This window comes from Kineococcus sp. DHX-1 (assembly GCF_042473625.1).
Taxonomy (GTDB): Bacteria; Actinomycetota; Actinomycetes; order Actinomycetales; family Kineococcaceae; genus Kineococcus.
In genome coordinates this window covers 1,618,710-1,640,982 of the sequence record NZ_CP170445.1, presented here as the reverse complement: position 1 = coordinate 1,640,982, position 22,273 = coordinate 1,618,710, and the positions used below count along the sequence as shown (strand labels likewise).

The following is a 22,273-nucleotide window of genomic DNA, read 5'->3' as shown; positions in this document are numbered from 1 at the left end:
CCGACACCCGCACCGGCCCGGTCAGTCGGCCAGGCGCTCCAGCGCGGTGGCCAGGTCGGCCGGGTAGGAGCTCGTGAACTCGACGGGCTGCCCGGTTCCCGGGTGCTCGAAGCCGAGTCGCACGGCGTGCAGCCACTGCCGGGTGATGCCCAGGCGCGCCGCGAGCGTCGGGTCGGCCCCGTAGGTCAGGTCGCCGACGCAGGGGTGGCGCAGCGCGGCGAAGTGCACGCGGATCTGGTGGGTCCGGCCCGTCTCGAGGTGGATCTCGGCCAGGGCCGCGGCGCGGAAGGCCTCGAGCACCTCGTAGTGCGTGACGCTCGGCTTGCCCTCGGCGGTCACCGCGAACTTCCACGCGCTGCCGGGGTGCCGGCCGATGGGGGCGTCGATGGTGCCGCGCAACGGGTCCGGGTGGCCCTGGACGAGCGCGTGGTAGACCTTCTCGACCGTCCGCTCCTTGAACGCGGCCTTCAGCGCGGTGTACGCGTGCTCGCTCTTGGCGACGACCATGAGCCCCGAGGTGCCCACGTCGAGGCGGTGCACGACCCCCTGCCGCTCGGCGGACCCCGACGTCGCGATGCGGTACCCCGCACCCGCCAGGCCCCCGACGACGGTCGGCCCGGTCCAGCCCGGGCTGGGGTGGGCCGCGACGCCCACCGGCTTGTCGACGACGACCAGGTCGTCGTCGTCGTGCACGATCGCCAGGCCCTCGACGGTCTCGGCGACGAGCGTCGGCGCCGCCGGCGGGTCGGGCACCTCGACCTCGAGCCAGGACCCGGCCCGCAGGCGGTCGGACTTGCCGACCGCCGCCCCGTCGACGACGACGAGGCCGTCGGCGGCGAGCTCGGCGATGCGGGTGCGGGACAGGCCGAGCAGCCGGGACAGGGCGGCGTCGACGCGCTCGCCCTCGAGGCCGTCGGGGACGGGCAGGCTGCGGACCTCAGGCACGGTCGTCCTCGCTCGTGGTCGAGGTCTCGCGGGTCTGCCGGGTGCCGTCGAGCCCCACACCGCGCACGGCGAGGACGGCGATGAAGACGGCGGCCACGCAGATGCTGGCGTCGGCGACGTTGAAGATCGGCCAGTGCGGCAGCTGCAGGAAGTCCACGACGTGACCGCGCGCGAAGCCCGGGGCCCGCAGCAGGCGGTCGGTCAGGTTGCCGGTGGCTCCCGCCAGGAGGAACCCGAAGGCCAGGGCCCACGGCAGGCTCCGCAGCTTGCGGGACATGCGCACGACCACGACGACCACGACGGCGGCCAGGACGGTGAAGATCCACGTGGCCCCGGTGGCGAAGCTGAACGCCGCCCCGGGGTTGCGGATCAGGTGGAACTGCAGGACGTCGCCGACGAAGGGACGGACGACCCCGGGTTCGAGGTGCGCCACGGCCAGGACCTTGGTGACCTGGTCGAGCACGTAGACGACGGCCCACACCAGGAACGTCCAGAGGGCGCGGCGGGGACGGCGCGGTCCCGCGGTCGGTGTGTCACCCCGCGCACCGGTCGAGGCGTCGGTCGGGGGGTCGGACGGTGTTCCGGCGGGGGTCTCGGCTGGGCTCATGGCGGCCCCAGTCTCCCACGGCCGCCTCCTCCTCCCGGGCCCGCGACGCCCGGGAGGAGGAACGGAGGTGCGAACCCGTCAGCGGCGCTCGGCGCGCGACTTGCAGGGCATGCAGAGCGTGACCCGCGGGAAGGCCTGCATCCGGGCCTTGCCGACCGCACCGCTGCAGGACTCGCAGACGCCGTAGGCGCCCGAGGACATCCGGACCAGGGCGCGCTGGGTCTGCTCGAGCAGGTCGCGCGCGTTGTTCACGATGGTCATCTCGTGCTCGCGGCCGGCCGTCGTGGCCCCGTGGTCGACCTGGTCGTCCCCCGACCCCTCGCCGCTGGAGCGGACGAGCGCGGAGAAGGACGACGTCGCGTCGTCGAGCTGACGGGTGAGCCGGTCCACCTCCGCCATGAGCTCGGAGCGGACCTCGGCCAGCTCCTCGGGGGTCCACGCCTCCTCGGAGTCCTTCACCGGCAGCTCGCGCACCGCCGCCGCCCGGGCGGCCCTGCCCGTCAGTCCCGTCGTGGTCGCCCCCACCGCCGCGCCCGCCATCGCGGTGGGCTCCGTCGTCCCCGCAGACACTCCGTGCACCGTGGTCCCCCCTCTCGTCGTGTGCGGCCGTGCTGCCGCGTGCGGGAGACACTAGGGACTATCACCCTCTGTAAGCAACCGAAAACAGAAAGTTGCCGAGACTGATCCGTCCGGGGCTGCGACGACGACAGCCGCCGCCCCGGACGGGGCGGCGGCTGCGGTCGAGCGGAGCGGTGCTCGCGTCAGCGCGAGACGGCGTCGTCCGGGACGACGCGGGCGACGCGGCGCAGGTCCTCCAGCTGGGAGGCGATGAACTGCTCGAGCTGCTCGCGGTAGGTGGTCTCCCGGCCGTGCAGCTGGGTGATGACCTCCTCGAGAGCCACGCGGCGGCCCTCGAGCTCGCCGAGGGTGCGGTCGCGGCGGGCCTCGGCCTCGGCGACCACGCGCTGCGCCTGCTCCTGCGCCGACAGCACGAGGGCGTCGCGCTGGGACTCGCCCTCGCGGACGTACTCGTCGTGCAGGCGCTGGGCGAGCGCGATGACGCCCGCGGCGCGGGACGCGGCGTCGTCACCGGCGGGCTGCGCCGCCGCGGCCTCGACGAGGGCCGGCTGCGGTTCGGGCTCGGGCTCCGGCTCGGGCGCCTTCTCCAGGGTCGGGGCTGCCTGCGGCGCCTCGGCGACCTCCGCGGGCGCGGCCGCGGCGCCGGTGCGCGTGAGCTCGGCCACGCGGGACTGGCACTGGTTCAGCTGCCCGCGCAGCTCGGAGTTCTCCGCGTTGAGGCGGCGCAGCTCGGCGACGACCTCGTCGAGGAAGTCGTCGACCTCGTCCTGCGCGTACCCCTCGCGCACGCGCGTGGGGTTGAAGCGCTTCTCGACGACGTCTTCCGGAGTGAGCGGCATGGTGGGCACCTCTGCTGACGGGCGGGTTCCGACGGGGACCGCCCGGACGGACGGCGTGTCACGTCTCACGGTAGCGGACGTGATCGCGCCGGACCCGGACAGCGGGCGGCGGGGCCAGCCGTCCGCGCCCCGGACCGGGCGCGTGGTCACCCGCGGGCACCACGGCCACGTCCGGACCGGCGGGGCGACCTCAGGACAGGGCGGCCCGCTGGGACAGCCCGTCGAAGGTCGGCATGAGGATCGAGCACAGGATCGCCAGGACGAGGAAGGCCAGGTCCAGCTGCACGGCACCGAGGCGCAGCGGCGGCAGGACCTTGCGCAGCGCCTTCAACGGCGGGTCGGTCACGGTGTAGACGACCTCGGCGAACACGAGGACGACCCCGCGGGGCCGCCACTCGCGCGAGAGGGCCTGCACCCAGTCCAGGACCAGCCGCCCGATCAGGCAGATGAAGAAGAGCAGGACGACGATTTCGAGGAGCTTGAAGACCACGGCCACGTCGTCATCCTGCCTGATCGGGACGGGTGCCGGGGTCCGGCGCCACCCGTCAGGACTGGTTGAAGAAGGTGCGCTCCACCGGGCGTTCCTCTTCCTGCGTCGCGACCTCGACGTTCGCGGGCGAGAGCAGGAACACCTTGTTGGTCACGCGCTCGATGGACCCGTGCAGGCCGAAGACGAGCCCGGCGGAGAAGTCGACGAGGCGCTTGGCGTCCGAGTCGTCCATGTCCGTGAGGTTCATGATGACCGGCACGCCCTCGCGGAACGACTCGCCGATGATCTTGGCCTCGTTGTACGTCCGCGGGTGGATCGTCGTGATGCGGTGCAGCTCCTGGGACGACGACGGGGCCGGGGAGCTGGAGGTCTGGGAGACCACGTGGGCCACCTGCTTCCTGATCGGGGTCACCTGGGCCGTGGTCACCGTGGCGGCGCGTCGCTCCGCCGCCGGCTCGGGGCGGGGGTCGTGCCGCACCTCCAGGCGCGGCTCGGGACGCGGCTGCTCCCGCGGTTCGGGGCGGGCGCTCACGGTCGTCTCGACCCGCGGTCGGGTCTGGTCGACCTCGGCGTCCTCGGCGTAGCGGTCGTCCTCGGCGAGGCCGAGGTAGACCATCGCATTGCGCAGCGCGCCGGCCATCGCAGGCTCCTCGGGATCGTGCTGGTGGGTCGTCGGGTGGGGTCGTGGGTGGTGCGGGCGGCCCGCCCCGGGGGCGTGACCTGCTGTCGGACGCTACCGCGCGGGCGGACGAGATCCGAGGATCGCGCTGCCGACACGCAGGTGTGTCGCACCGGCCGCGACGGCCTGCTCGAGGTCGCCGCTCATCCCGGCCGAGACCTCCACCGCACCCGGGTGCAGGGCGCGCAGGCGCTCGGCGGTGCGGGCCAGCTCCTCGAACGCGCGCGCCGGCTCCACCCCCTGCGGGGCGACGGCCATGACGCCGCGCAGGTCGAGCTCGTCCCCCGCCGCGACGGCGTCGGCGACGCGCAGGACGTCCTCCCCGACCGCCCCACCACGACCCGCGTCGACGTCCAGGCCGAGTGCCGCGGCGAGGTCGACCTGGACGAAGCAGCCGACGCGGCGCCCGGCGTGGGCGGCCCCGGCCTGCAGGGCCGCGGCCAGGCGGGTGCGGTCGACCGAGTGCACGACGTCGGCGTACCGCGCGACCGACCGCGCCTTGTTCGTCTGGAGCTGGCCGACGAAGTGCCAGCGCAGGTCGAGGTCCGCCAGCTCGGCCGCCTTGACCGACGCCTCCTGGTCGCGGCTCTCCCCCGCGTCCGCCACGCCGAGACCGGCCAGCCGACGGACGTCGTCGGCCGGGAAGAACTTCGTCACGACGACGAGGGTCAGCTCGCCGGGGTCCCGGCCGGCGGCCCGGGCCGCGGCGACCGTGCGCTCGCGGGTGCGCGCGAGGCGCTGCGCCAGCTCCTCGGTGCGGCTCACGCCAGCACCACCACGCCGGCCGACCGGCCCGTGGTCCCGTCGCGGCGGAACGAGAAGAGGTCGTCGTGCTCGACGGTGCAGCGGCCGAGGTCGCGGGCGGGGACGCCGAGGGCGTCGAGCTGGGACCGCACGCCGGCCCCGACGTCGACGGCCGCGGTCCCCCACCGGGTCCGGGCGCGGGCGGCGGGGACCTGCACGGCGACGTCGTCGGCCATGGCCTGCGGGACCTCGTAGCAGCCGCCGCAGACGGAGGGTCCCAGCGCGGCGACGAGGTGGCCCGCGCCCGCGGACCGCATCGCGGCGACGAGGGCGGGGACGACGCCGGCGACGAGCCCGGGGCGACCGGCGTGGGCCACGCCGACGACACCGGCTGCGGCGTCGACGAGGAGGACCGGGACGCAGTCGGCCACGACCACGGCGACGGCGATCCCCGGGACGCGGGTGAAGAGGGCGTCGGCCTCGGGGGCCGTCGCCGGCGGGCTGACGACCTCGACGACGTCCGCGCCGTGCACCTGGCGCGGGACGACGAGGACGTCCGCTCCGACGCTGCGCCGCAACGCCTCGCGGTGCACGCCGACGCGGGCGGGGTCGTCCCCGACGTGGTCGCCGAGGTTGAGCCCCGCGTAGGGGGCCTGCCCGGTGCCGCCCGCGCGGGTGGTGAACCCGCCGTGGACGCCGGCCGGCAGACCGGCGTCCAGCAGCGGGACGGTGCTCAGGGGAACGTCGGTACCCACCTCAGCGGACCGTGCGACTCACTTGAGGAAGTCGGGCACGTCCAGGTCGTCCTCCTCCGGCCGGGGCCGGCTCGGACGACGGGCGGCCGCGGTGTCCTGCGGCAGCTCGATGATGCGCGGCACCTGGACGGGGTCCGGCGACGGCACGACCTGGGGCGCCTGCTGGGCGTACTGCGGCTGCTGCTGCGGCTGCTGCTGCACGGGGGCCGCCGGCTGGGCCTGGGTGTACTGCGGCGCGGGCGCCGGGGCCTGGTAGCTCGGCGCCGGCTGCTGCTGGGCGGGCTGCTGCTGCGTGTACTGCGGCTGCGGCGCGTACGTCGGCTCCGGGGTCGCCGGGCGCGTGGTGCGCGGGGGCACGGCGCTGGCCGGGACCGGGCGACCGGAGACCTGACCGAGCGCGCGCTCGTCGCGGCGGCTCTTCGGGGTCCCCGCGTCGAAGCCGGCGGCGATGACGGTGACGCGCACCTCGTCGCCGAGGGCGTCGTCGATGACCGTCCCGAAGATGATGTTGGCCTCGGGGTGCGCGGCCTCCTGGACCAGGCGGGCGGCCTCGTTGATCTCGTACAGGCCGAGGTCGGAACCGCCCTGGATGGACAGCAGGACGCCGTGGGCGCCGTCGATGCTGGCCTCGAGGAGCGGGGAGTTCACTGCCGCCTCGGCGGCGTGGATGGCGCGGTCGTCCCCGCGGGCGGACCCGATGCCCATGAGGGCGGACCCGGCGCCCTGCATGACCGACTTCACGTCGGCGAAGTCGAGGTTGATCAGACCCGGCGTGGTGATGAGGTCGGTGATGCCCTGGACACCGGACAGCAGGACCTGGTCGGCCGACTTGAAGGCGTCGAGGATGCTGACCGTCTTGTCCGAGATCGACAGCAGCCGGTCGTTCGGGATGACGATGAGGGTGTCGACCTCGTCGCGCAGCTCGGCGATGCCGCTCTCGGCGGAGTTCGCGCGGCGGCGGCCCTCGAACACGAAGGGGCGCGTCACGACGCCGATCGTGAGGGCGCCGAGCGAGCGGGCGATGCGGGCCACGACGGGCGCACCGCCGGTGCCGGTACCGCCACCCTCGCCGGCGGTCACGAAGACCATGTCGGCGCCCTTGAGCACCTCCTCGATCTCCTCGGCGTGGTCCTCGGCGGCCTTGCGGCCGACCTCGGGATCCGCGCCGGCGCCGAGCCCGCGGGTGAGCTCGCGGCCGACGTCGAGCTTCACGTCGGCGTCCGACATCAGGAGCGCCTGCGCGTCGGTGTTGACGGCGATGAACTCGACGCCCTTGAGGCCGACCTCGATCATCCGGTTGACCGCGTTCACACCACCGCCGCCGACGCCGACGACCTTGATGACCGCTAGGTAGTTCTGCGGAGCTGCCACGGTGGTTGCCTCTCGCCTCTTTCGCCTGGTCTGTCCGTGCTGCGAACCCTGACCCTCAAGTAGAGGGTCAACGTTATGTCACGTTCTGCTGGGTGGTGACCGTAGGGAGCCGGACGGGGCAAAGGCAACCGATGACGCGGCGTGTCGCGACAACACGTCGATCGGACGCGGATCGGAGGCCCGATACGACGCTCAGTGATTACGGCGTGACGGTGCGTCGAAGCCGTCGGACGGACTGGTGGGCTCCGGCGACGGTCCTCCGCGCGCTGGGGAGCTGCGTCAGGGCGTGACGGCGGGGGCGTCGGGCGCGGACACGTCGACGGACCCCGCCGCGGCGACGGTGGGGTCGGCGAGCATCCGCACGAGCACCTCGGCCTTGCGCTCGGGACGGGACGCGTCACCCCAGACCACGGTCGGGCCCTTCGTCAGGCGCAGCGTGACGGCGTCCTGGCCGGTCGCGGAGATCGACGCGACCTCACTGCGCAACTGGTCGCCGAGCGAGGCGTTGACCGCGATCGCGGCCTGCAGGGCGGCACCGCCGGCCTTCGTGACGTCGACGTCCAGCGTGGGCACACCGGCCGGTGCGGCGTCGGCGTGCACGAGCACGTTGCCGTCGCCGTCCACCAGGTCCACTCCCCCGGCGGTCGACGGCACGGCCGCGACGGCCTGGCGCTCGTGCACGGCGACGACGAGCGTCGACGGCCACGACCGGGAGACGTCCACGGTCTGCACCAGGGGCAGGGCGCTGAGCCGTCGTGACAGCGAGCGGGCGTCGACCCGGGCCAGCGGCGTCCCGTCGACCCCGGCGAGGATCCGTTGCACCGCAGCGGGGTCGGTCCGCTCGACGCCGGTGGTGCGGACCTGCTCGACCCGCAGCCACGGTGAGGCGAGCAGCACCCAGCCGGCCGCGACGAGGACGACGAGGAGCGCCCCGAGGGCGAGCGCGGACCGCCGTCCCGGGCGCCAGCGCCGGGCGCGGCGGGCACCGGCGAGGTCGGCCACGCGGGCACGCGTCCCGCTGCCTGCCCGCGGCCGCGGCGGGGCCGGGGACGCGGGGCGTGCCGGGGGCGTGGGGCGTGCCGGGGGCGTGGGCGTCCCGGCCGCGCGGGCGGGCCGCACCGACCGCGCGGGTCGGGCGGGGGCTGAGTCGGTGGCCCGGGCGGCGCGACGGCGCTGCGGGGCACCGGTCACCTTCGGGGGCTGCTCCACCGGCGGCGCAGGAGGCTGCCGGGGCCGGGTCGGGCGGGCCATCAGCGACGCTCCAGGGCGTCGAGGACCAGCGGACCGAGGGTGGTCACGTTGCCCGCCCCGACGGTCAGCAGGAGGTCGCCGGGGCGGACGAGGTCCACCAGGACGGCGGTCGCGTCCTCCAGACGCGGCACGTACCGGACGTGCGCGGCGTCCAGGGGCACGGCGTCCGCGACGAGGGCGCCGGTGACGGCGGGATCGGGGTCCTCCCGCGCGACGTAGACGTCGAGCAGGACCACCTCGTCGGCCAGCGCCAGCGCCTGCCCGAACTCCCGGGCGAAGGTCCGCGTCCGGCTCACAAGGTGCGGCTGGAAGACGACGACCACCCGGCCGTCGCCGGCAACCGGACGCGCGGCCCGCAGGAGCGCCTCGACCTCGGTCGGGTGGTGGCTGTAGTCGTCGACGACACGGACGCCCCCGGCCTCGCCCTTGAGCTCGAACCGGCGGCGGGCGCCCCCGAAGGAGGCCAGCCCGGCCAGGACGGCCTCGGGGTCGGCGCCGAGCTCCACGGCGGCGCAGAAGGCGGCGGCCGCGTTGCGCAGGTTGTGCTCGCCGGGGACCGCGAGCAGCAGCTCGCGCGGCCCGGTGCCGTCGTCCAGCCGTGCGGTCGGCGCCGGGCCGGTGCGCACGTCGCTCAGGACGACGTCGGCGGCCGGCGCCGTGCCGTACGTGCGCACCCGCACGCCCTGCGCGCGGGCACGCTCGGCGAGGGCGGCCGAGCCGGGGTCGTCGGCGCAGGCGACGAGCAGGCCACCCGGCTGCAGGCGCGCGAGGAACTCGTCGAACGCGGCGGTGTACGCCTCGGCGGTCCCGTAGTGGTCGAGGTGGTCCGGCTCGAGGTTCGTGACGACGTCGACGACCGGCGCGTACTCGCGGAACGACCCGTCGGACTCGTCGGCCTCGGCCACGAACGGCCCGGACCCGTCGCGGGCGCCGCCGTCGGTGCCGCCCGTCAGCTCCCCGCCGATGGCGTAGGAGGGGTCCAGCCCGGCAGCCACGAGCGCGACCGCGAGCATGGAGGTCGTCGTCGTCTTGCCGTGCGTCCCGGCGACGGCCACGCCGCGGCGGCCGGCCATGAGGGCGGCGAGGGCCTGGGAGCGGTGCAGCACCCGCAGACCGCGTTCGCGCGCCGCGACGAGCTCGGGGTTGCCCTCGCGGACCGCCGAGCTCACGACCAGCGTGTCGCCGGCGCCCAGGTCGGCGAGGTTCGCGGGGTCGTGCCCCACGCACGTGCGGATGCCCAGTTCCGCCAGCCGGTGCAGCGTGGCCGAGTCGACGGCGTCGGTGCCCGAGACCTCGACGCCGCGAGCAGCCAGGAGCCGGGCGACGCCGGACACGCCGACGCCGCCCAGGCCGAGGAGGTGGACGCGGCCGAGGTCGGCCACGGAGAGCACGCCGGTCACCGCGCCGCCGCCTCGACGAGGTCCGCGAGCCGCTCGTCGCCGTCCAGGACGCCGAACCCGGCGGCCGCGCGGGCGGCGTCGGCCAGGGCCGTGCGGTCGGACAGCAGGGGCAGCACGCGGGAGCGGACGAAGGCGGCGTCGAGGTCGGCGTCGGCGACGAGCACGCCACCGCCCGCGGCCACGACCGACTCGGCGTTGCGACGCTGCTCGCCGTTGCCGATGGGCAGCGGGACGTACACCCCGGGCAGCCCGAGGGCGGTCAGCTCGCTGACGGTGCCCGCCCCGCTGCGTCCGACGACGAGGTCGGCGGCGGCGTAGGCGGTGTCCATCCCGTCGAGGTACTCGCGCACGACGTACCGCGCGGCGTCCGTGCCCGCCGGCAGGGGGACGGACTTCCCGCGGCCGCAGGCGTGCAGCACCTGGAACCCCGCGTCCAGCAGGTCCGGGGCGCACGCGCCGAGGACGTCGTTGATGCGCTGGGCGCCCAGGGACCCGCCCGTGACGAGCAGCGTCGGGGTGTCCGGATCGAGGCCGAGCTCGGTGCGGGCGCTGCGGCGCAGCGCGTCCCGGTCCGAGGCGCGGGCCAGGTCGACGACCTCCGACCGCAGCGGCATCCCGGTGTGCACGGCCCCGCGCAGCGGCGTCCCGGGGAACGTCACGGCCGTGCTGCGCGCCCAGCGCGCGCCGAGCCGGTTCGCGACCCCCGGGAGGGCGTTCTGCTCGTGCACGACCACGGGGATCCCGGCGCGACGGGCGGCCAGGTAGGCCGGGACGGCGACGTACCCGCCGAACCCGACGACGACGTCCGCCTGGACGTCCGAGATCGCCCGGGCGGCCCCGGCGACGGCCGCCCGCAGCCGGCCGGGCAGGCGCAGCAGGTCCACCGAGGGCCTGCGGGGCAACGGGACGCGGGGCACCACGGCGAGCTCGTAACCGCGCTCGGGCACGAGGCGGGCCTCGAGCCCCTGGGCGGTGCCGAGGACGAGGACGCCGGCCCCGGGATCGCGGCGGCGCAGGCGGTCGGCGGTGGCGAGCAGCGGCGCGACGTGGCCGGTCGACCCCCCGCCGGCGAGGAGGACCTTCACCGACGGTCCTTCCGTCCAGCGGCGCCGCGCCGGCGCGGACCGCGGTGCGGGAGCACCGCCAGGGACCGGGCGACGACCGACTCCCGGGCGCGCAGCGCCTCGGGCGCCCCGGGTTCGGCACGGGCGAAGGACAGCAGGATGCCGATGGCCAGCAGCGTGAGGACGAGCGCCGACCCACCGGCCGAGATGAGCGGCAGCGGCACGCCGATGACCGGCAGCAGGCTCAGGACGACGCCCATGTTCAACAGGGCCTGCCCGAGGATCCACGCACCGAGACCCGCGACCGCCAGCTTGGTGTAGAAGTCCTGCGACCGGCGCACCAGCCGCATGACCATGAGCGCCACGACGGCGAAGAGCACGAGGATCGTCAGCGTCCCGGGCAGGCCGAGCTCCTCGCCGATGATGGCGTAGATGAAGTCGTTGTGGGCTTCGGGCAGCCAGGACCACTTCTCCCGCGACGCGCCCAGACCCAGGCCCCAGAACCCGCCGGAGGCCAGCGCGTACTGCCCCTGCACGGGTTGCCAGGCGAGGCCGCGGATCGCCTCGTGGGTGTCGGGGGTGCCCGACAGCCAGTCCGCGACGCGGTTCATGCGGTTCGTGCTCGTGACGACGGCGAGCACCGCGGCGATGCCCGCGACCCCGCCCGCCAGCGCGAACCAGCGGCCCGGGATCCCCGCGACCCAGAGCATGACGATGACGACGGCCATCATGATCATGGCGGTGCCGAGGTCCTGGGTCAGCAGGACCAGACCGGCCGTCATCCCGACCGGCAGGGCCATCGCCCCGGCCAGCTTGACCGGTTCGCGCAGCGCGTCCCGGCGACGCGTCAGCGCGAGCGCGAGCGAGAGGACGAGGGCCACCTTGGCGGCCTCGGACGGCTGCGCCGTGAAACCGCCGAGGACGATCCAGTTCCGGTTGCCGTTGACGGTCTTGCCGATCCCCGGCACGAACACCAGCAGCTGCAGGAATGCCGACCCCAGGAGCGCGGGGAGCGCGAGCCGCTGCCAGGTCCGGGCCGGGACGCGGCTGGCCACGACGAGGACGACGGCGCCGAGCACCGCGAACGTCGCCTGGTTCTTGAAGACCGCGTAGGGGCTGCCGTACTCGGTCAGGGACTCGACGCTGGAGCTCGACAGCACCATGACGAGGCCGATGACGACGAGCACGGACGTGGTGGCCAGGAGCACGTGGTGGGTGGCGAGCGGGGAGTCCAGCAGGCGCGTCCGTTCCCGGACCCACTCCCCCGTCGCGTCCAGCCAGGTGGGCCGGCGCCAGCGCTCGCTCCAGCGGCCGGTCGCGCCGGGGACCCGCTGGCGCGCTCCTTCGACGGCCACGGTCAGGCCTCCGGGAACCGCCGCGTCACGGCCGCGGCGAACTCGTCGCCGCGGTGGCCGTAGGACCGGAACTGGTCCCAGGACGCGCAGGCGGGGGCGAGCAGGACGGTGTCACCGGGCGCGGCGAGGTCCGCGGCGCGCGCCACCACGAGGTCCATGAGGTGGGCGGTGTCGGTGGTCACGTCCCCATCCTGCGCGAGGTCGACCTCGACGACGGGGACCTCGGGTGCGTGTCGCCGCAACGCGTCCGCGACGAGCGCGCGGTCCCGGCCGATGAGCACCGCGGCCCGCAGCCGGCCGGCGTGCGCCTGGACGAGGTCGTCGAAGGAACCGCCCTTGGCGTCACCGCCGGCGATCCACACGACGTGCTCGAACGCGGCGAGCGAGGCGTTCGCGGCGTGCCCGTTCGTGGCCTTGGAGTCGTCGACCCAGCGGACCCCGCCCGTGCGGGCCGGGTCAAGGACGGTCGCGACCCGGTGCGGCGCAGGCCGGAAGGCCAGCACGCCGTTGCGGACGGCGACCTGCGGGACGCCGTGCGCGCGGGCGAGCGCGGCCGCGGCGAGGACGTTCTCCACGGTGTGCGGCGCGACCGGGTCGTCGGACCCCTCCGGGCGCAGGTCGGCGAGGGAGCAGAGTTCCGCGGCGTGCGACTGCCGCTGCTCGACGAACGCCCGGTCGCACAGGACGTCCTCGACCAGGCCCAGCATCGACAACCGCGGCGCGGCACGGGTGAAACCGATCGCGCGGGCGCCCTCGACGACGTCGGCCTCGCGGACGAGGTCCTCGGTGCGGGGGTCGGCGACGTTGTAGACGCACGCGACCTCGGTGCCCTGGTAGATCCGGCCCTTGGCCAGGGCGTAGGCCTCCAGCGAACCGTGCCAGTCGAGGTGGTCGGGGGCGATGTTCAGGACGGCGGAGGCCCGCGGGTGCACCGAGTTCTCGAGGTCGGTCGAGAGCCAGTGCAACTGGTAGCTCGACAGTTCGACCGCGAGGACCTCGAACGCGTGCGGGTGCCGCAGGGCCTCCACCAGCGGGGTGCCGACGTTGCCCGCGCTCGTGGCGCGCAGACCGGCGGCGCGCAGCATGGAGGCGAGCATCTCCACGACCGTGGTCTTGCCGTTGGTGCCCGTGAGCGTCAGCCAGGGGGCCGCACCCGTCTCGGGTCGCATCCGCCAGGCGAGTTCGACGTCGCCCCACACCGGGACTCCCGCGAGCGCCGCCGAGACGAGCAGCGGCGCGTCGGGGTGCCACCCGGGCGAGGTGACGACGAGGTCGAACCCGTCCCAGGGGCGCGGCGGGGCGCCGACGTGCTCGGGTCCGAGCAGCACGGTCGCCCCGAGCACCTCGAGCAGCTGGGCCTTCTCCCGCTGCGCCTGCCCCGTCGCGGAGTCCACGACGACGACCTCGGCGCCGACCTCGAGGAGGGCGTCGGCGGCCGCGAAGCCCGACAGGCCGATGCCGGTGACGAGCGTGCGCAGACCCGTCCAGCGCGAGGTGAGGTGGCGCAGTTCGCGGACGCGGTCGGTGTCGTCGGCGCGGGGGTTGGGGTTCCCCAGCCAGGACTCGAAGACGCGCGGCTCAGGCACCGGTGACCCACTCCGCGTAGAAGATGCCGAGGCCGAGGGAGACGAACAGCCCGGCGATGATCCAGAACCGGATGACGATGGTGACCTCGCCCCAGCCGGCGAGTTCGAAGTGGTGCTGCAGCGGGGCCATCCGGAAGATGCGTTTCCTCGTGAGCTTGAAACCGCCGACCTGCAGGATGACCGACAGCGTGATGATGACGAACAACCCGCCGAGGACGACGAGCAGGATCTGGGTGCGGGACAGGATGGCCAGCCCGGCGAGCGCGCCGCCCAGGGCCAGGGACCCGGTGTCCCCCATGAAGATCTTCGCGGGGCTGGCGTTCCACCACAGGAACCCGAAGCAGGCGCCCATGACGGAGGCCGCCACGACGGCGAGGTCGCGGGGGTCGCGGACCTCGTAGCAGCGCGACTCGATCTCGGTGAGGGAGTAGCAGCTCTGGTTGGACTGGAACGTGCAGATGAGGACGTAGGCGGCCAGGACCATCGTCGTGGCGCCGGTGGCCAGGCCGTCGAGGCCGTCGGTGAGGTTCACGCCGTTGCTGACGGCCGAGGTGATGAGCAGCACCCAGACGACGAACGCGATGGTGCCGCCGATCGCGCCGAACCACGCGAGGTCCAGGGGCGTGTCCCGCAGCACGGAGATGTGCGTGGAGGCGGGGGTGGCCCCGTCCTTGGCGGCCGAGGGGAACTGCAGCGCCAGGACGGCGAACGCGACGCCCACCACGCCCTGCCCGATGAGCTTGGCGCGCGCCGTGAGCCCGAGGCTGCGCTGCTTGGAGATCTTCAGGAAGTCGTCGAGGAAGCCGACGATCCCGAGCCCGGTCATGAGCAGCAGCACCAGCAGACCCGACGCGGTGGGAGCCCGGCCGGTGAACACGTGCGCTGCGGCGTAGGCGAGCAGCGCCGCGAGGATGATGACGACCCCGCCCATGGTCGGCGTGCCGCGCTTGGTGTGGTGCGTCGTCGGCCCGTCGTCGCGGACGAACTGGCCGTACCCGCGCCGGACGAGCCAGCGGATGTACAACGGCGTCCCGAAGAGGGCGACGACGAGCGAGAACGCTCCCGCGATGAGGACGGTCCTCACGAGTCCGACGCCTCCGCACGCACCGCGCCGCTGTCCTGCGAACTGTCCTGCACGAGTTCCTCCGCGAGCCGGGCGAGCCCGGCTCCGTTCGACGACTTCACGAGCACCACGTCACCGGGCCGCAGCCTCGGCCGCAGGAACTCCAGGGCGGACTCGACGTCCGGGGCGAACGCCGCCTCCTCGCCCCAGGAACCCTCCATGACCGCCCCCGTGTAGATGGGGCGGGCCCCGGCACCGACGACGAGCAGCTGGTCGACGTCGAGCCGGACGACGGTGCGTCCGACCACGTCGTGCTCGTCGCGGGAGGCGGCCCCGAGTTCGAGCATCTCCCCCAGCACGGCCCACGTCCGTCGCGGGGTTCCCCCGGGGCCCGTGTCCGCGGCCATGCCGACGAGCGCCTTGAGCGCGGCGCGGACGGAGTCCGGGTTGGCGTTGTACGCGTCGTGGACGACGGTGACGCCGTCGGAGCGTTCCAGGACCTGCATGCGGCCCGGGCTCGCCGGCTCCGCGCGCGAGAGGGCGGCGGCGACGTCGGCGACGGAGGCGCCCGTGCTCAGCGCGACGGCGGCCGCCGCGAGCGCGTTCGTCACCTGGTGCTCCCCGTGCAGGAGGAGCGCCACGTCCGCGGCCGCGCCGTCGTGCTCGAGGCGGAACCGGGCCCTGGCCCGGCCGTCGAGCGTCACGTCGGAGGCGCGCACGTCGGCGTGGGCGCTGCGGCCGAAGGTCAGCACGCGCGCCCGGGTGCGGGAGGCCATGGCCGCGACGCGGTCGTCGTCGGCGTTGAGGACGGCCAGACCCTGCGGGGGCAGCGCCTCGACCAGCTCGCCCTTCGCCTGCGCGGTGGCCTCCAACGAGCCGAACTCGCCCACGTGGGCGGCCCCCACGACGAGCTCGACCCCGACGTCGGGCCGCGCGATCCGGCACAGCTGCGCGATGTGGCCGAGGCCGCGGGCCCCCATCTCCACGACGAGGGCGCGCGTGCCGGCGTCGGCGCGCAGCACGGTGAGCGGGGCGCCGATCTCGTTGTTGAAGCTGCCGCGGGGGGCGACGACCGGCCCGTCCAGCACGTCCCCGAGGACGGAGGCCAGCAGGTCCTTCGTCGTCGTCTTGCCCTGCGAGCCGGTGATCCCCACGACGAGCGGGCCCTCCCCCTGCCCGCGCAGGCGCTCCAGGACGCCCGTCGCGAGGCGCCCCAGCGCGGCGACGCCGTCCTCGACGAGGACCAGGGCCGCGCCGGCGGGCAGCTCGAGGGCGCGCTCGGCGAGGACCACCGTGGCGCCGGCGGCGGCGGCGGCGGCCGCGTAGTCGGCGCCGTCCACCCGTTCCCCGGGCAGGGCGACGAACAGCGCCCCGGCGACCACGGCACGGGAGTCGACGACCACCGGGCCGTCGGTGCGCACGTCACCTGCGGCGGCGCTCTCGAGCCGCCCTCCCGTCAGCTCCGCGACCTCGGTCGCGGTCAGCGCGATCACTGGGCACCTCCCCGGGCGCCCAGCGCCCCGTCGCTCACGCGGGTCCGGTCCCGCCACACCTGCAGTTCCTCGTCCGCCACGGCCCGGTCGTCGAAGGGGGTCACCACCCCGGCGACCTCCTGCCCGGTCTCGTGGCCCTTGCCGGCCAGCAGCACGGTGTCGTGCGGGCCGGCGCAGTGCGCCAGGGCTGCCGCCACGGCGGCGCGGCGGTCCCCGACCTCCAGGACCTCGGCGGGGCCGCCGGAGTCCCGGGCGCCCGCGAGCACCTGCGCCCGGACCGTCGCCGGGTCCTCCGAGCGCGGGTTGTCGTCGGTGACGACCGCGACGTCGGCGAGCCGCGCCACGACCTCCCCCATGAGGGGTCGCTTGCCGCGGTCGCGGTCCCCGCCGGCCCCCACGACCGCGACGAGCCGGCCCGGGGTGCTGCCGCGCAGCGTGGTGAGCACGCGTTCGAGGGCGTCGGGCGTGTGCGCGTAGTCGACGACGACCAGGGGCGCACCGTCGCGGAGGACGGCCTGCATGCGGCCGGGCACGCCCTCGGCGTGCGCCAGGCCCCCCTCGACCTGCGACGCGGTCAGCCCCAGCCGGAACGCGGCGACGGCGGCCACGGCGGCGTTCGCGACGTTGAACGCCCCCGGCAGGGGGCTCGTCAGGTGCAGGTCCGCGTCGGGCCCCGTGAGGCGGAAGCTGCTGCGCGCGCGCTCGGCGTGGACGTCGCGGACGGACCAGTCGGCGCCGGCCCCGTCCGGGCCGACGGTCTCGACGGGCACGGTGGCCAGCTCGGCGACGCGGCGGCCCCACCCGTCGGGGTCGGCGGGGTCGGTCCAGACGACCCCCCGCCGGGAGTGCTGCGGGGTGAACAGCCGGGCCTTGGCGGCGAGGTACTCCTCCATCGACCCGTGGAAGTCCAGGTGGTCCTGGGACAGGTTGGTGAAGGCGGCGACGTCGACGACGAGGCCGTCGACGCGGTGCTGGGCGAGGGCGTGCGAGGACACCTCCAGCGCGCAGCCCCGGACGCCGGCCGCGACCATCCGGGCCAGCAACGCGTGCAGGTCGGGCGCCTCGGGCGTCGTGCGCACGCTGCTCACGCGCTCCCCGGCGATGCGGGTCTCGACCGTGCCGAGCAGGCCCGTCGTCCAGCCCGCGCTGCGCCACAACGACTCCACGAGGTAGGCCGTCGTCGTCTTGCCGTTCGTCCCGGTGACGCCGAACGTCGTCAGGCGCTGCCCCGGGTCCCCGTGGACGCGGCGGGCGAGGTCGCCGAGGACGGCACGGGGCGCGTCCACGACGAGGACGGGCAGGCCGGTGGCCTCGGCGTCGGCGCGGCCGGCCGGGTCGGTGAGGACGGCCGCGGCCCCGGCGGCCGCCGCCTGCGCGGAGAACCGGGCACCGTGCACGTTGGCCCCGGGCAGCGCGGCGTACAGGTCACCGGGAGCGACACGGCGGGAGTCGAGCGTCACCCCGGTCACGGGCGTCAGGGGGTGCGGAGGGGCGACGGTGCCGAGGACCTGGGCCAGGTCCGCGAGGGTGGGTCGTCCGCCGTCGGTCATCGGCACGGTGGGAGGCTACCCGCCCGGCGGTCCCGGTCCGCACCGCACGGGCCGTGTGTCGCCCACGCCGTCCCGCGGCGGGCGGCCGGCTCTGCAGAGGTCACTGAGCGGCCGTGTCGGCGACCGCGCCGGTGCTGATGTCCTGCTGGGCACCGGTGTCCCCGCCCCAGGTCAGGGGCAGGTCGGCCGGGGGCTCGGCCGAGGGCGCGATGCCGCGCTGGGCCAGGGCGTACGTCATGACGTCCTTGAAGACCGGCCCCGCCGCCGAACCGCCGTAGTAGTTCGTCTTCGGGTCCTGCAGGATGACGGCCACGACGAGTTCGGGCTCGTCGGCCGGGGCCAGCCCGATGAAGGACGCGGTGTAGCCGTTGTACCGGCCGAGGTCGACGTCGTACCGGTTCGCCGTCCCCGTCTTGCCCGCGACGAGGTACCCGGGGATCTCGGCGGCGGCCGCCGTCCCGGCCTCGCTGACGACGGCCTGCATCATGTTCCGCAGCGTCGTGGCGGTGGCGGCGCTGACGACGCGGGAACTGGCTCCCGCGGGTTCGGCGCGGTAGTTCCCGTTCGGGTCCGACTGCCCCGCGATGAGCGTGGGTTCGACGCGCACCCCGTCGTTGGCGATGGTGGCGAACACGGACGCCGCCTGGACGGCCGTCACCGACAACCCCTGCCCGAACATGACCGTGTAGCGCTGCGTCCCCGAGTACTTCGCGGGGTCGCCGAGGATGCCGCCGCTCTCGCCCGGGAACTTCAGGGTCGTCTTGGCGCCGAACCCGAAGGCGACGTGGTAGTCGTGCAGGATCTGCGTGGTCTTGACGAGGTCGCGGTCCAGCTTCTCCCCCGCCAGGATCGTCCCGATGTTGCTGGACTGGGCCAGGATGCCTGCGAGCGTGAGCTTCTCGTCGCCGTGCGGGTGGGAGTCGTGGAACGTCTTGTCGTAGCGCGGCAGTTCCCCGGGGACGACGAACTGGCTGCCGGCCGTCACCACGCCCTCCTCGAGGGCGGCCGCCATGGTCACGACCTTCGCCGTCGAACCGGGTTCGAAGACCTTGGTGAGCGCGGTGTTCTGCAGCTGGTCGTTCGAGAGGTTCACCAGGTTGGACGGGTCCAGGCTCGGTGCGCTCGCCAGGGCGAGGATGCGCTGTTCCTTGTCCATGATGACGACCGTGCCGGACTCGGCGCCCGTCTCGGCGACCTTGGCGGCGATGGCCGACTGCGCCTTCCACTGCAGGTCCGAGTCGATCGTCAGCCGCAGGGACGTGCCGTTCACGGGGTCGACCGTCTCGCGGTCGCCCAGCGGGATCTCCTGGCCGCCGGCGCTGCGCTCGTAGCGCATCCACCCGTTCTGGCCGACGAGCAGCGAGTTGCGGGCCACCTCCAGACCGGACAGCGGGTGGTCCTCGAGCTTGCCGGTCTCCTCGTCGGGTTCCGGCGTGCCCAGGACCCCCACGAGGGTGGAGCACGCGGCGCCGGTCGGGTAGATGCGCTGCGTCTGGCGCTGGGCGGTGATGCCCGGGATGCCCAGGTCCGACACCTGCTGCCAGAGCTCCGGGGTGATCCCGACCGCGACGACGGCGTAGCGCGAGGACCCCGTGAGCTTCTGGGTGAGGGTGGGCAGGTCGATGCCGAGGACCGGCGCCAGCCGGGCGGCCGCCCCGGCCGGTCCCGTGCCGCGGTCCTTCTTGTACGGCTTGCCGTTGCGCAGGTTGTACGAGCCGATCGCCTTGGGGTCGGCGATGACGTCGCGGCGCTCGACGGACGTGGCGAGCACGACGCCCTGCGCGTCGAGGATGTCGCCGCGCTTGGCGTACAGCGTCGTCGTGGACGTCCGCTGCTCCAGCGCACGGTCCGCGAGCTTGCTGGCGTCGGCGCCCTGGAGCTGCACCAGGCGTCCACCGAGGACGGTCAGCCCGCCGAGCACGCCGAGGGTGTAGACGCGCATCCGCATGTCGGGGCGCGGACGGGGGTCCACCTCGTCGGGGCGGGGGCGGCGACGGGACACGCGGGTACCTCTTCGACCTCGAGGGTGGGCTGCGGCCTCAGCGGGCGGCCGGCGTCTGACCGTGAGGCTGAGGGTCGGTCGCGGTCGGCGGCGGGGTGGACGCCTTCGGGGCCGGGGTCGCCGTCCCGACCGCACCGCGGTCGGTGAGGTGGACGGCGTCGGGGGCCGGGACCATGCCGAGCTCCCCGGCCCGCACGGCGAGGTGCTCCGGGGAGGACTGCTGCGCGAGGTCCTCGGCGACGGCCTGCTGCTGGTCGGCGAGGCGACCGCTGGTCACCTGCAGGTCGGTGACCTCGTAGGCGTCACCCGCGATCGCGATGTTCGTCATGAGCAGGCCGAGGAGACCGAGGGTCAGCAGCAGCACGCAGGCCACGGGCAGCGGCAGGCGCAGGCGGCGAGTGGCCGGCGGGGTGACGACCTGGAGCTCGGGACGGACGTCGGTGGTCGTCTTGAGCTGGCGGACCGGAGCGTTCCGGGCCGCGATCAGGGGCTGGCTCATCACGGCGTCCTTCCGTCGGTCGTGCCGTGGTCCGGCTCGAGCTGGCTGGTCTGTCGGGGGGTGGTGCCGGGGGTGTCGCGCTGTCGGGGGTTCCTGGTCGCGGCGCGGCCGCTGGAACTCGCTCGATCCTGCTCGGGCAGTCGACGCACGGCGCGGAGGCGCGCCGACGCGGCGCGCGGATTCTCGGCGAGTTCGACCTCGTCGGCCTGCTCACCCCCGCGGGTGAGGAGTTCGGCGCGCGGGCCCGAACCCGCCGGCACGAACGGGAGGTCCGGTGGCGCGGAACTCGAGGACAGTTGCCGCAGAACGTTCTTGGTGATCCGGTCCTCGAGCGAGTGGAACGTCAGGACGGCCAGCCGCCCGTCCGGCGCGAGCCGTTCGAAGGCGGCCGGCAACGTCCGTTCCACGACCCCGAGCTCGTCGTTCACCGCGATGCGCAACGCCTGGAACGTCCGCTTGGCCGGGTTCCCCCCGGTGCGGCGGGTGGCGGCAGGAACGTTGGCGCGCACCAGGTCCACCAACCGCGCCGAGTTCCGGAAGGGTTCGCGCTCACGTTCGCGCACGACGGCCGACGCGATCCGCGGCGCGAACTTCTCCTCGCCCCACGTCCGCAGCAGCCGCGTCAACTCGCTGTGCGAGTAGGTGTTGAGGACGTCGGCGGCCGTGGGACCGGTCGTCGGGTCCATGCGCATGTCCAGCGGGGTGTCCCGCGCGTAGGAGAAACCCCGGTCGTCCTCGTCGAGCTGCAGGGAGGAGACGCCGAGGTCGAGGAACACCGCGTCGACGGTCTCGAGGCCGAGGTCGTCGAGGGCGTCGGCGAAGCGGTCGGAGACCGAGTGCACCAGGCTCACGCGGTCGCCGAACTCGTGGAGGCGGTGACCGGCGAGCTCGAGCGCCTGGGGGTCGCGGTCCATGCCGACGAGCCGCAGACCGGGGTGCCGGCGCAGCAGCTCGGCGGCGTGCCCCCCCATGCCCAGCGTGAGGTCGACGCTGACCGCGCCGGGGTGCTGCAGGGCGGGCGAGAGGACGGCGGTGCAGCGCTCGAGCAGGACGGGGGCGTGCCGCTCGGCGGCCTCCTCGGCGCGGGCGCCGGGCTGCCGCCCCTCCTCGCGTCCCGCGGGGTCGTCGGCGGAGGGGTGCTGTCCACCCACCGTCCCACCCCCTGCCCTGCTGTCCGCGTGCCCCGCTGCCTCGGTGACCCGCTGCGCGTGCCACCACCTGTCTGCCGGTCCGTCCGTCGATCGTGGTCCCCATCCGCTCGTGCCCGTCGGCCCTGGCACCGGGGAAGTGGCGTCAGGACCGTCGGGTCCGGGCGGCTGGAGGCCGCGTCCGACGGCGCCTCGAGTCTCGACCTCGACTCGAGGGTGAGGATCAGAGGATCCCCGGGAGGACCTCCTCGCTCCGCTCGGCGAAGGCCGTCTCGGCCCCCTCGAGGTAGCTCTCCCACGTCGGCAGGTCCCACAGCTCGACCCGGCTGCCGGCGCCGATGACGGCGACGTCGCGGTCGAGCCCCGCGTACTGGCGCAGCAGCGGCGGGACGGTGAACCGACCCTGCTTGTCCGGCACCTCGCTCGAGGCACCCGACAGGAAGACGCGCTGGTAGTCGCGCGCCTCCTTGTTGGTGAGCGGCGCCTGCCGCAGCTCCTCGTGCATCCGGCCGAACTCCTGCATCGGGAAGAGGTAGAGGCAGCGGTCCTGCCCCCTGGTGATGACCAGACCGTCGAGCAGCTGGTCCCGGAAGCGCGCCGGGAGGATCAGCCGGCCCTTGTCGTCCAGCCGGGGTGTGTGGGTGCCCAGGAACACCGCGCACCCCCACCGGATCGGTCTGTCGTCCGTCGTCGAGTCCCCGCATCCGGTCCCCTGTGGACCGGACTCCTCCACGGTACTCCACTTTCCTCCACCGTCAACGTCGATCCACCCAGAGTGACCGCATGGATGCGGTGTCGACGCAGGTCAGAGCGGTGGAGCGCAGTGGAGGGGGTTCGGACCCCCACCGTTCCG

21 protein-coding genes are annotated in these 22,273 nt (G+C 74.7%); all 21 read right to left on the bottom strand.

Annotated features, from left to right (window positions below):
- Nucleotides 1-21: 21 nt before the first annotated feature.
- The 21 genes from ACFEMC_RS07900 to mraZ all read right to left on the bottom strand — a co-directional run bounded on the left by ACFEMC_RS07900 (nt 22) and on the right by mraZ (nt 22,075).
- A complete protein-coding gene (locus tag ACFEMC_RS07900) occupies nt 22-945 on the bottom strand; it encodes an RluA family pseudouridine synthase (RefSeq protein WP_380175209.1) in 924 nt (307 codons plus the stop codon).
- Complete coding sequence (lspA, locus tag ACFEMC_RS07895; RefSeq protein ID WP_380175207.1) at nt 938-1,552, bottom strand: signal peptidase II; 615 nt, start codon at nt 1,550-1,552, stop codon at nt 938-940. Before lspA ends, ACFEMC_RS07900 begins: the two co-directional genes overlap by 8 nt.
- 78 nt (nt 1,553-1,630) lie before the next feature.
- The gene (locus ACFEMC_RS07890; protein WP_380175204.1) at nt 1,631-2,122 is read right to left on the bottom strand and encodes a TraR/DksA family transcriptional regulator; all 492 of its coding nucleotides are present in this window, start codon (nt 2,120-2,122) and stop codon (nt 1,631-1,633) included.
- 191 nt (nt 2,123-2,313) lie between these two features.
- Nucleotides 2,314-2,970 (bottom strand): DivIVA domain-containing protein, encoded by a 657-nt coding sequence (locus tag ACFEMC_RS07885; RefSeq protein WP_380175202.1) that lies wholly within the window; start codon nt 2,968-2,970, stop codon nt 2,314-2,316.
- 190 nt (nt 2,971-3,160) lie between these two features.
- Nucleotides 3,161-3,466 (bottom strand): YggT family protein, encoded by a 306-nt coding sequence (locus ACFEMC_RS07880; RefSeq protein ID WP_380175200.1) that lies wholly within the window; start codon nt 3,464-3,466, stop codon nt 3,161-3,163.
- Between the two features lie 49 nt (nt 3,467-3,515).
- On the bottom strand, nt 3,516-4,100 hold the full coding sequence (locus tag ACFEMC_RS07875; protein WP_380175198.1) for a cell division protein SepF: 585 nt from the start codon (nt 4,098-4,100) through the stop codon (nt 3,516-3,518).
- A gap of 93 nt (nt 4,101-4,193) precedes the next feature.
- Nucleotides 4,194-4,904, bottom strand: coding sequence for a YggS family pyridoxal phosphate-dependent enzyme (locus ACFEMC_RS07870; RefSeq protein ID WP_380175196.1), 711 nt, complete (start codon nt 4,902-4,904; stop codon nt 4,194-4,196).
- Entirely contained in the window at nt 4,901-5,638 is a 738-nt protein-coding gene (gene pgeF, locus ACFEMC_RS07865; protein WP_380175194.1) for a peptidoglycan editing factor PgeF, read from the bottom strand. Before pgeF ends, ACFEMC_RS07870 begins: the two co-directional genes overlap by 4 nt.
- A gap of 18 nt (nt 5,639-5,656) precedes the next feature.
- Entirely contained in the window at nt 5,657-7,009 is a 1,353-nt protein-coding gene (ftsZ, locus tag ACFEMC_RS07860) for a cell division protein FtsZ (RefSeq protein ID WP_380175192.1), read from the bottom strand.
- Nucleotides 7,010-7,288: 279 nt separating this feature from the next.
- Complete coding sequence (locus tag ACFEMC_RS07855) at nt 7,289-8,011, bottom strand: cell division protein FtsQ/DivIB (protein ID WP_380175189.1); 723 nt, start codon at nt 8,009-8,011, stop codon at nt 7,289-7,291.
- A gap of 248 nt (nt 8,012-8,259) precedes the next feature.
- Entirely contained in the window at nt 8,260-9,651 is a 1,392-nt protein-coding gene (murC, locus tag ACFEMC_RS07850; protein WP_380175187.1) for a UDP-N-acetylmuramate--L-alanine ligase, read from the bottom strand.
- Between the two features lie 5 nt (nt 9,652-9,656).
- Nucleotides 9,657-10,745, bottom strand: a complete 1,089-nt coding sequence (gene murG, locus ACFEMC_RS07845) for an undecaprenyldiphospho-muramoylpentapeptide beta-N-acetylglucosaminyltransferase (protein WP_380175185.1) — start codon at nt 10,743-10,745, stop codon at nt 9,657-9,659.
- Entirely contained in the window at nt 10,742-12,079 is a 1,338-nt protein-coding gene (gene ftsW / locus ACFEMC_RS07840; RefSeq protein WP_380175183.1) for a putative lipid II flippase FtsW, read from the bottom strand. The genes murG and ftsW overlap by 4 nt, the downstream gene beginning before the upstream one ends.
- 2 nt (nt 12,080-12,081) lie before the next feature.
- Nucleotides 12,082-13,665 carry a UDP-N-acetylmuramoyl-L-alanine--D-glutamate ligase gene (gene murD, locus ACFEMC_RS07835; protein ID WP_380175180.1) on the bottom strand — a complete coding sequence of 528 codons (1,584 nt, stop codon included), beginning with the start codon at nt 13,663-13,665 and terminating at the stop codon, nt 12,082-12,084.
- Nucleotides 13,658-14,749: a phospho-N-acetylmuramoyl-pentapeptide-transferase gene (mraY, locus tag ACFEMC_RS07830; protein ID WP_380175178.1), complete on the bottom strand. Its 1,092-nt coding sequence runs from the start codon at nt 14,747-14,749 to the stop codon at nt 13,658-13,660. Before mraY ends, murD begins: the two co-directional genes overlap by 8 nt.
- Nucleotides 14,746-16,221: a UDP-N-acetylmuramoyl-tripeptide--D-alanyl-D-alanine ligase gene (gene murF, locus ACFEMC_RS07825; protein ID WP_380175176.1), complete on the bottom strand. Its 1,476-nt coding sequence runs from the start codon at nt 16,219-16,221 to the stop codon at nt 14,746-14,748. The genes mraY and murF overlap by 4 nt, the downstream gene beginning before the upstream one ends.
- Nucleotides 16,218-17,771 (bottom strand): UDP-N-acetylmuramoyl-L-alanyl-D-glutamate--2,6-diaminopimelate ligase, encoded by a 1,554-nt coding sequence (locus ACFEMC_RS07820; RefSeq protein ID WP_380176662.1) that lies wholly within the window; start codon nt 17,769-17,771, stop codon nt 16,218-16,220. The genes murF and ACFEMC_RS07820 overlap by 4 nt, the downstream gene beginning before the upstream one ends.
- 100 nt (nt 17,772-17,871) lie before the next feature.
- On the bottom strand, nt 17,872-19,773 hold the full coding sequence (locus tag ACFEMC_RS07815; RefSeq protein ID WP_380175174.1) for a peptidoglycan D,D-transpeptidase FtsI family protein: 1,902 nt from the start codon (nt 19,771-19,773) through the stop codon (nt 17,872-17,874).
- Between the two features lie 37 nt (nt 19,774-19,810).
- Nucleotides 19,811-20,272, bottom strand: a complete 462-nt coding sequence (locus ACFEMC_RS07810) for a hypothetical protein (protein WP_380175172.1) — start codon at nt 20,270-20,272, stop codon at nt 19,811-19,813.
- Nucleotides 20,272-21,423 carry a 16S rRNA (cytosine(1402)-N(4))-methyltransferase RsmH gene (gene rsmH / locus ACFEMC_RS07805; protein ID WP_380175170.1) on the bottom strand — a complete coding sequence of 384 codons (1,152 nt, stop codon included), beginning with the start codon at nt 21,421-21,423 and terminating at the stop codon, nt 20,272-20,274. The genes ACFEMC_RS07810 and rsmH overlap by 1 nt, the downstream gene beginning before the upstream one ends.
- 220 nt (nt 21,424-21,643) lie before the next feature.
- On the bottom strand, nt 21,644-22,075 hold the full coding sequence (gene mraZ, locus ACFEMC_RS07800) for a division/cell wall cluster transcriptional repressor MraZ (protein WP_380175168.1): 432 nt from the start codon (nt 22,073-22,075) through the stop codon (nt 21,644-21,646).
- Nucleotides 22,076-22,273: the final 198 nt, after the last annotated feature.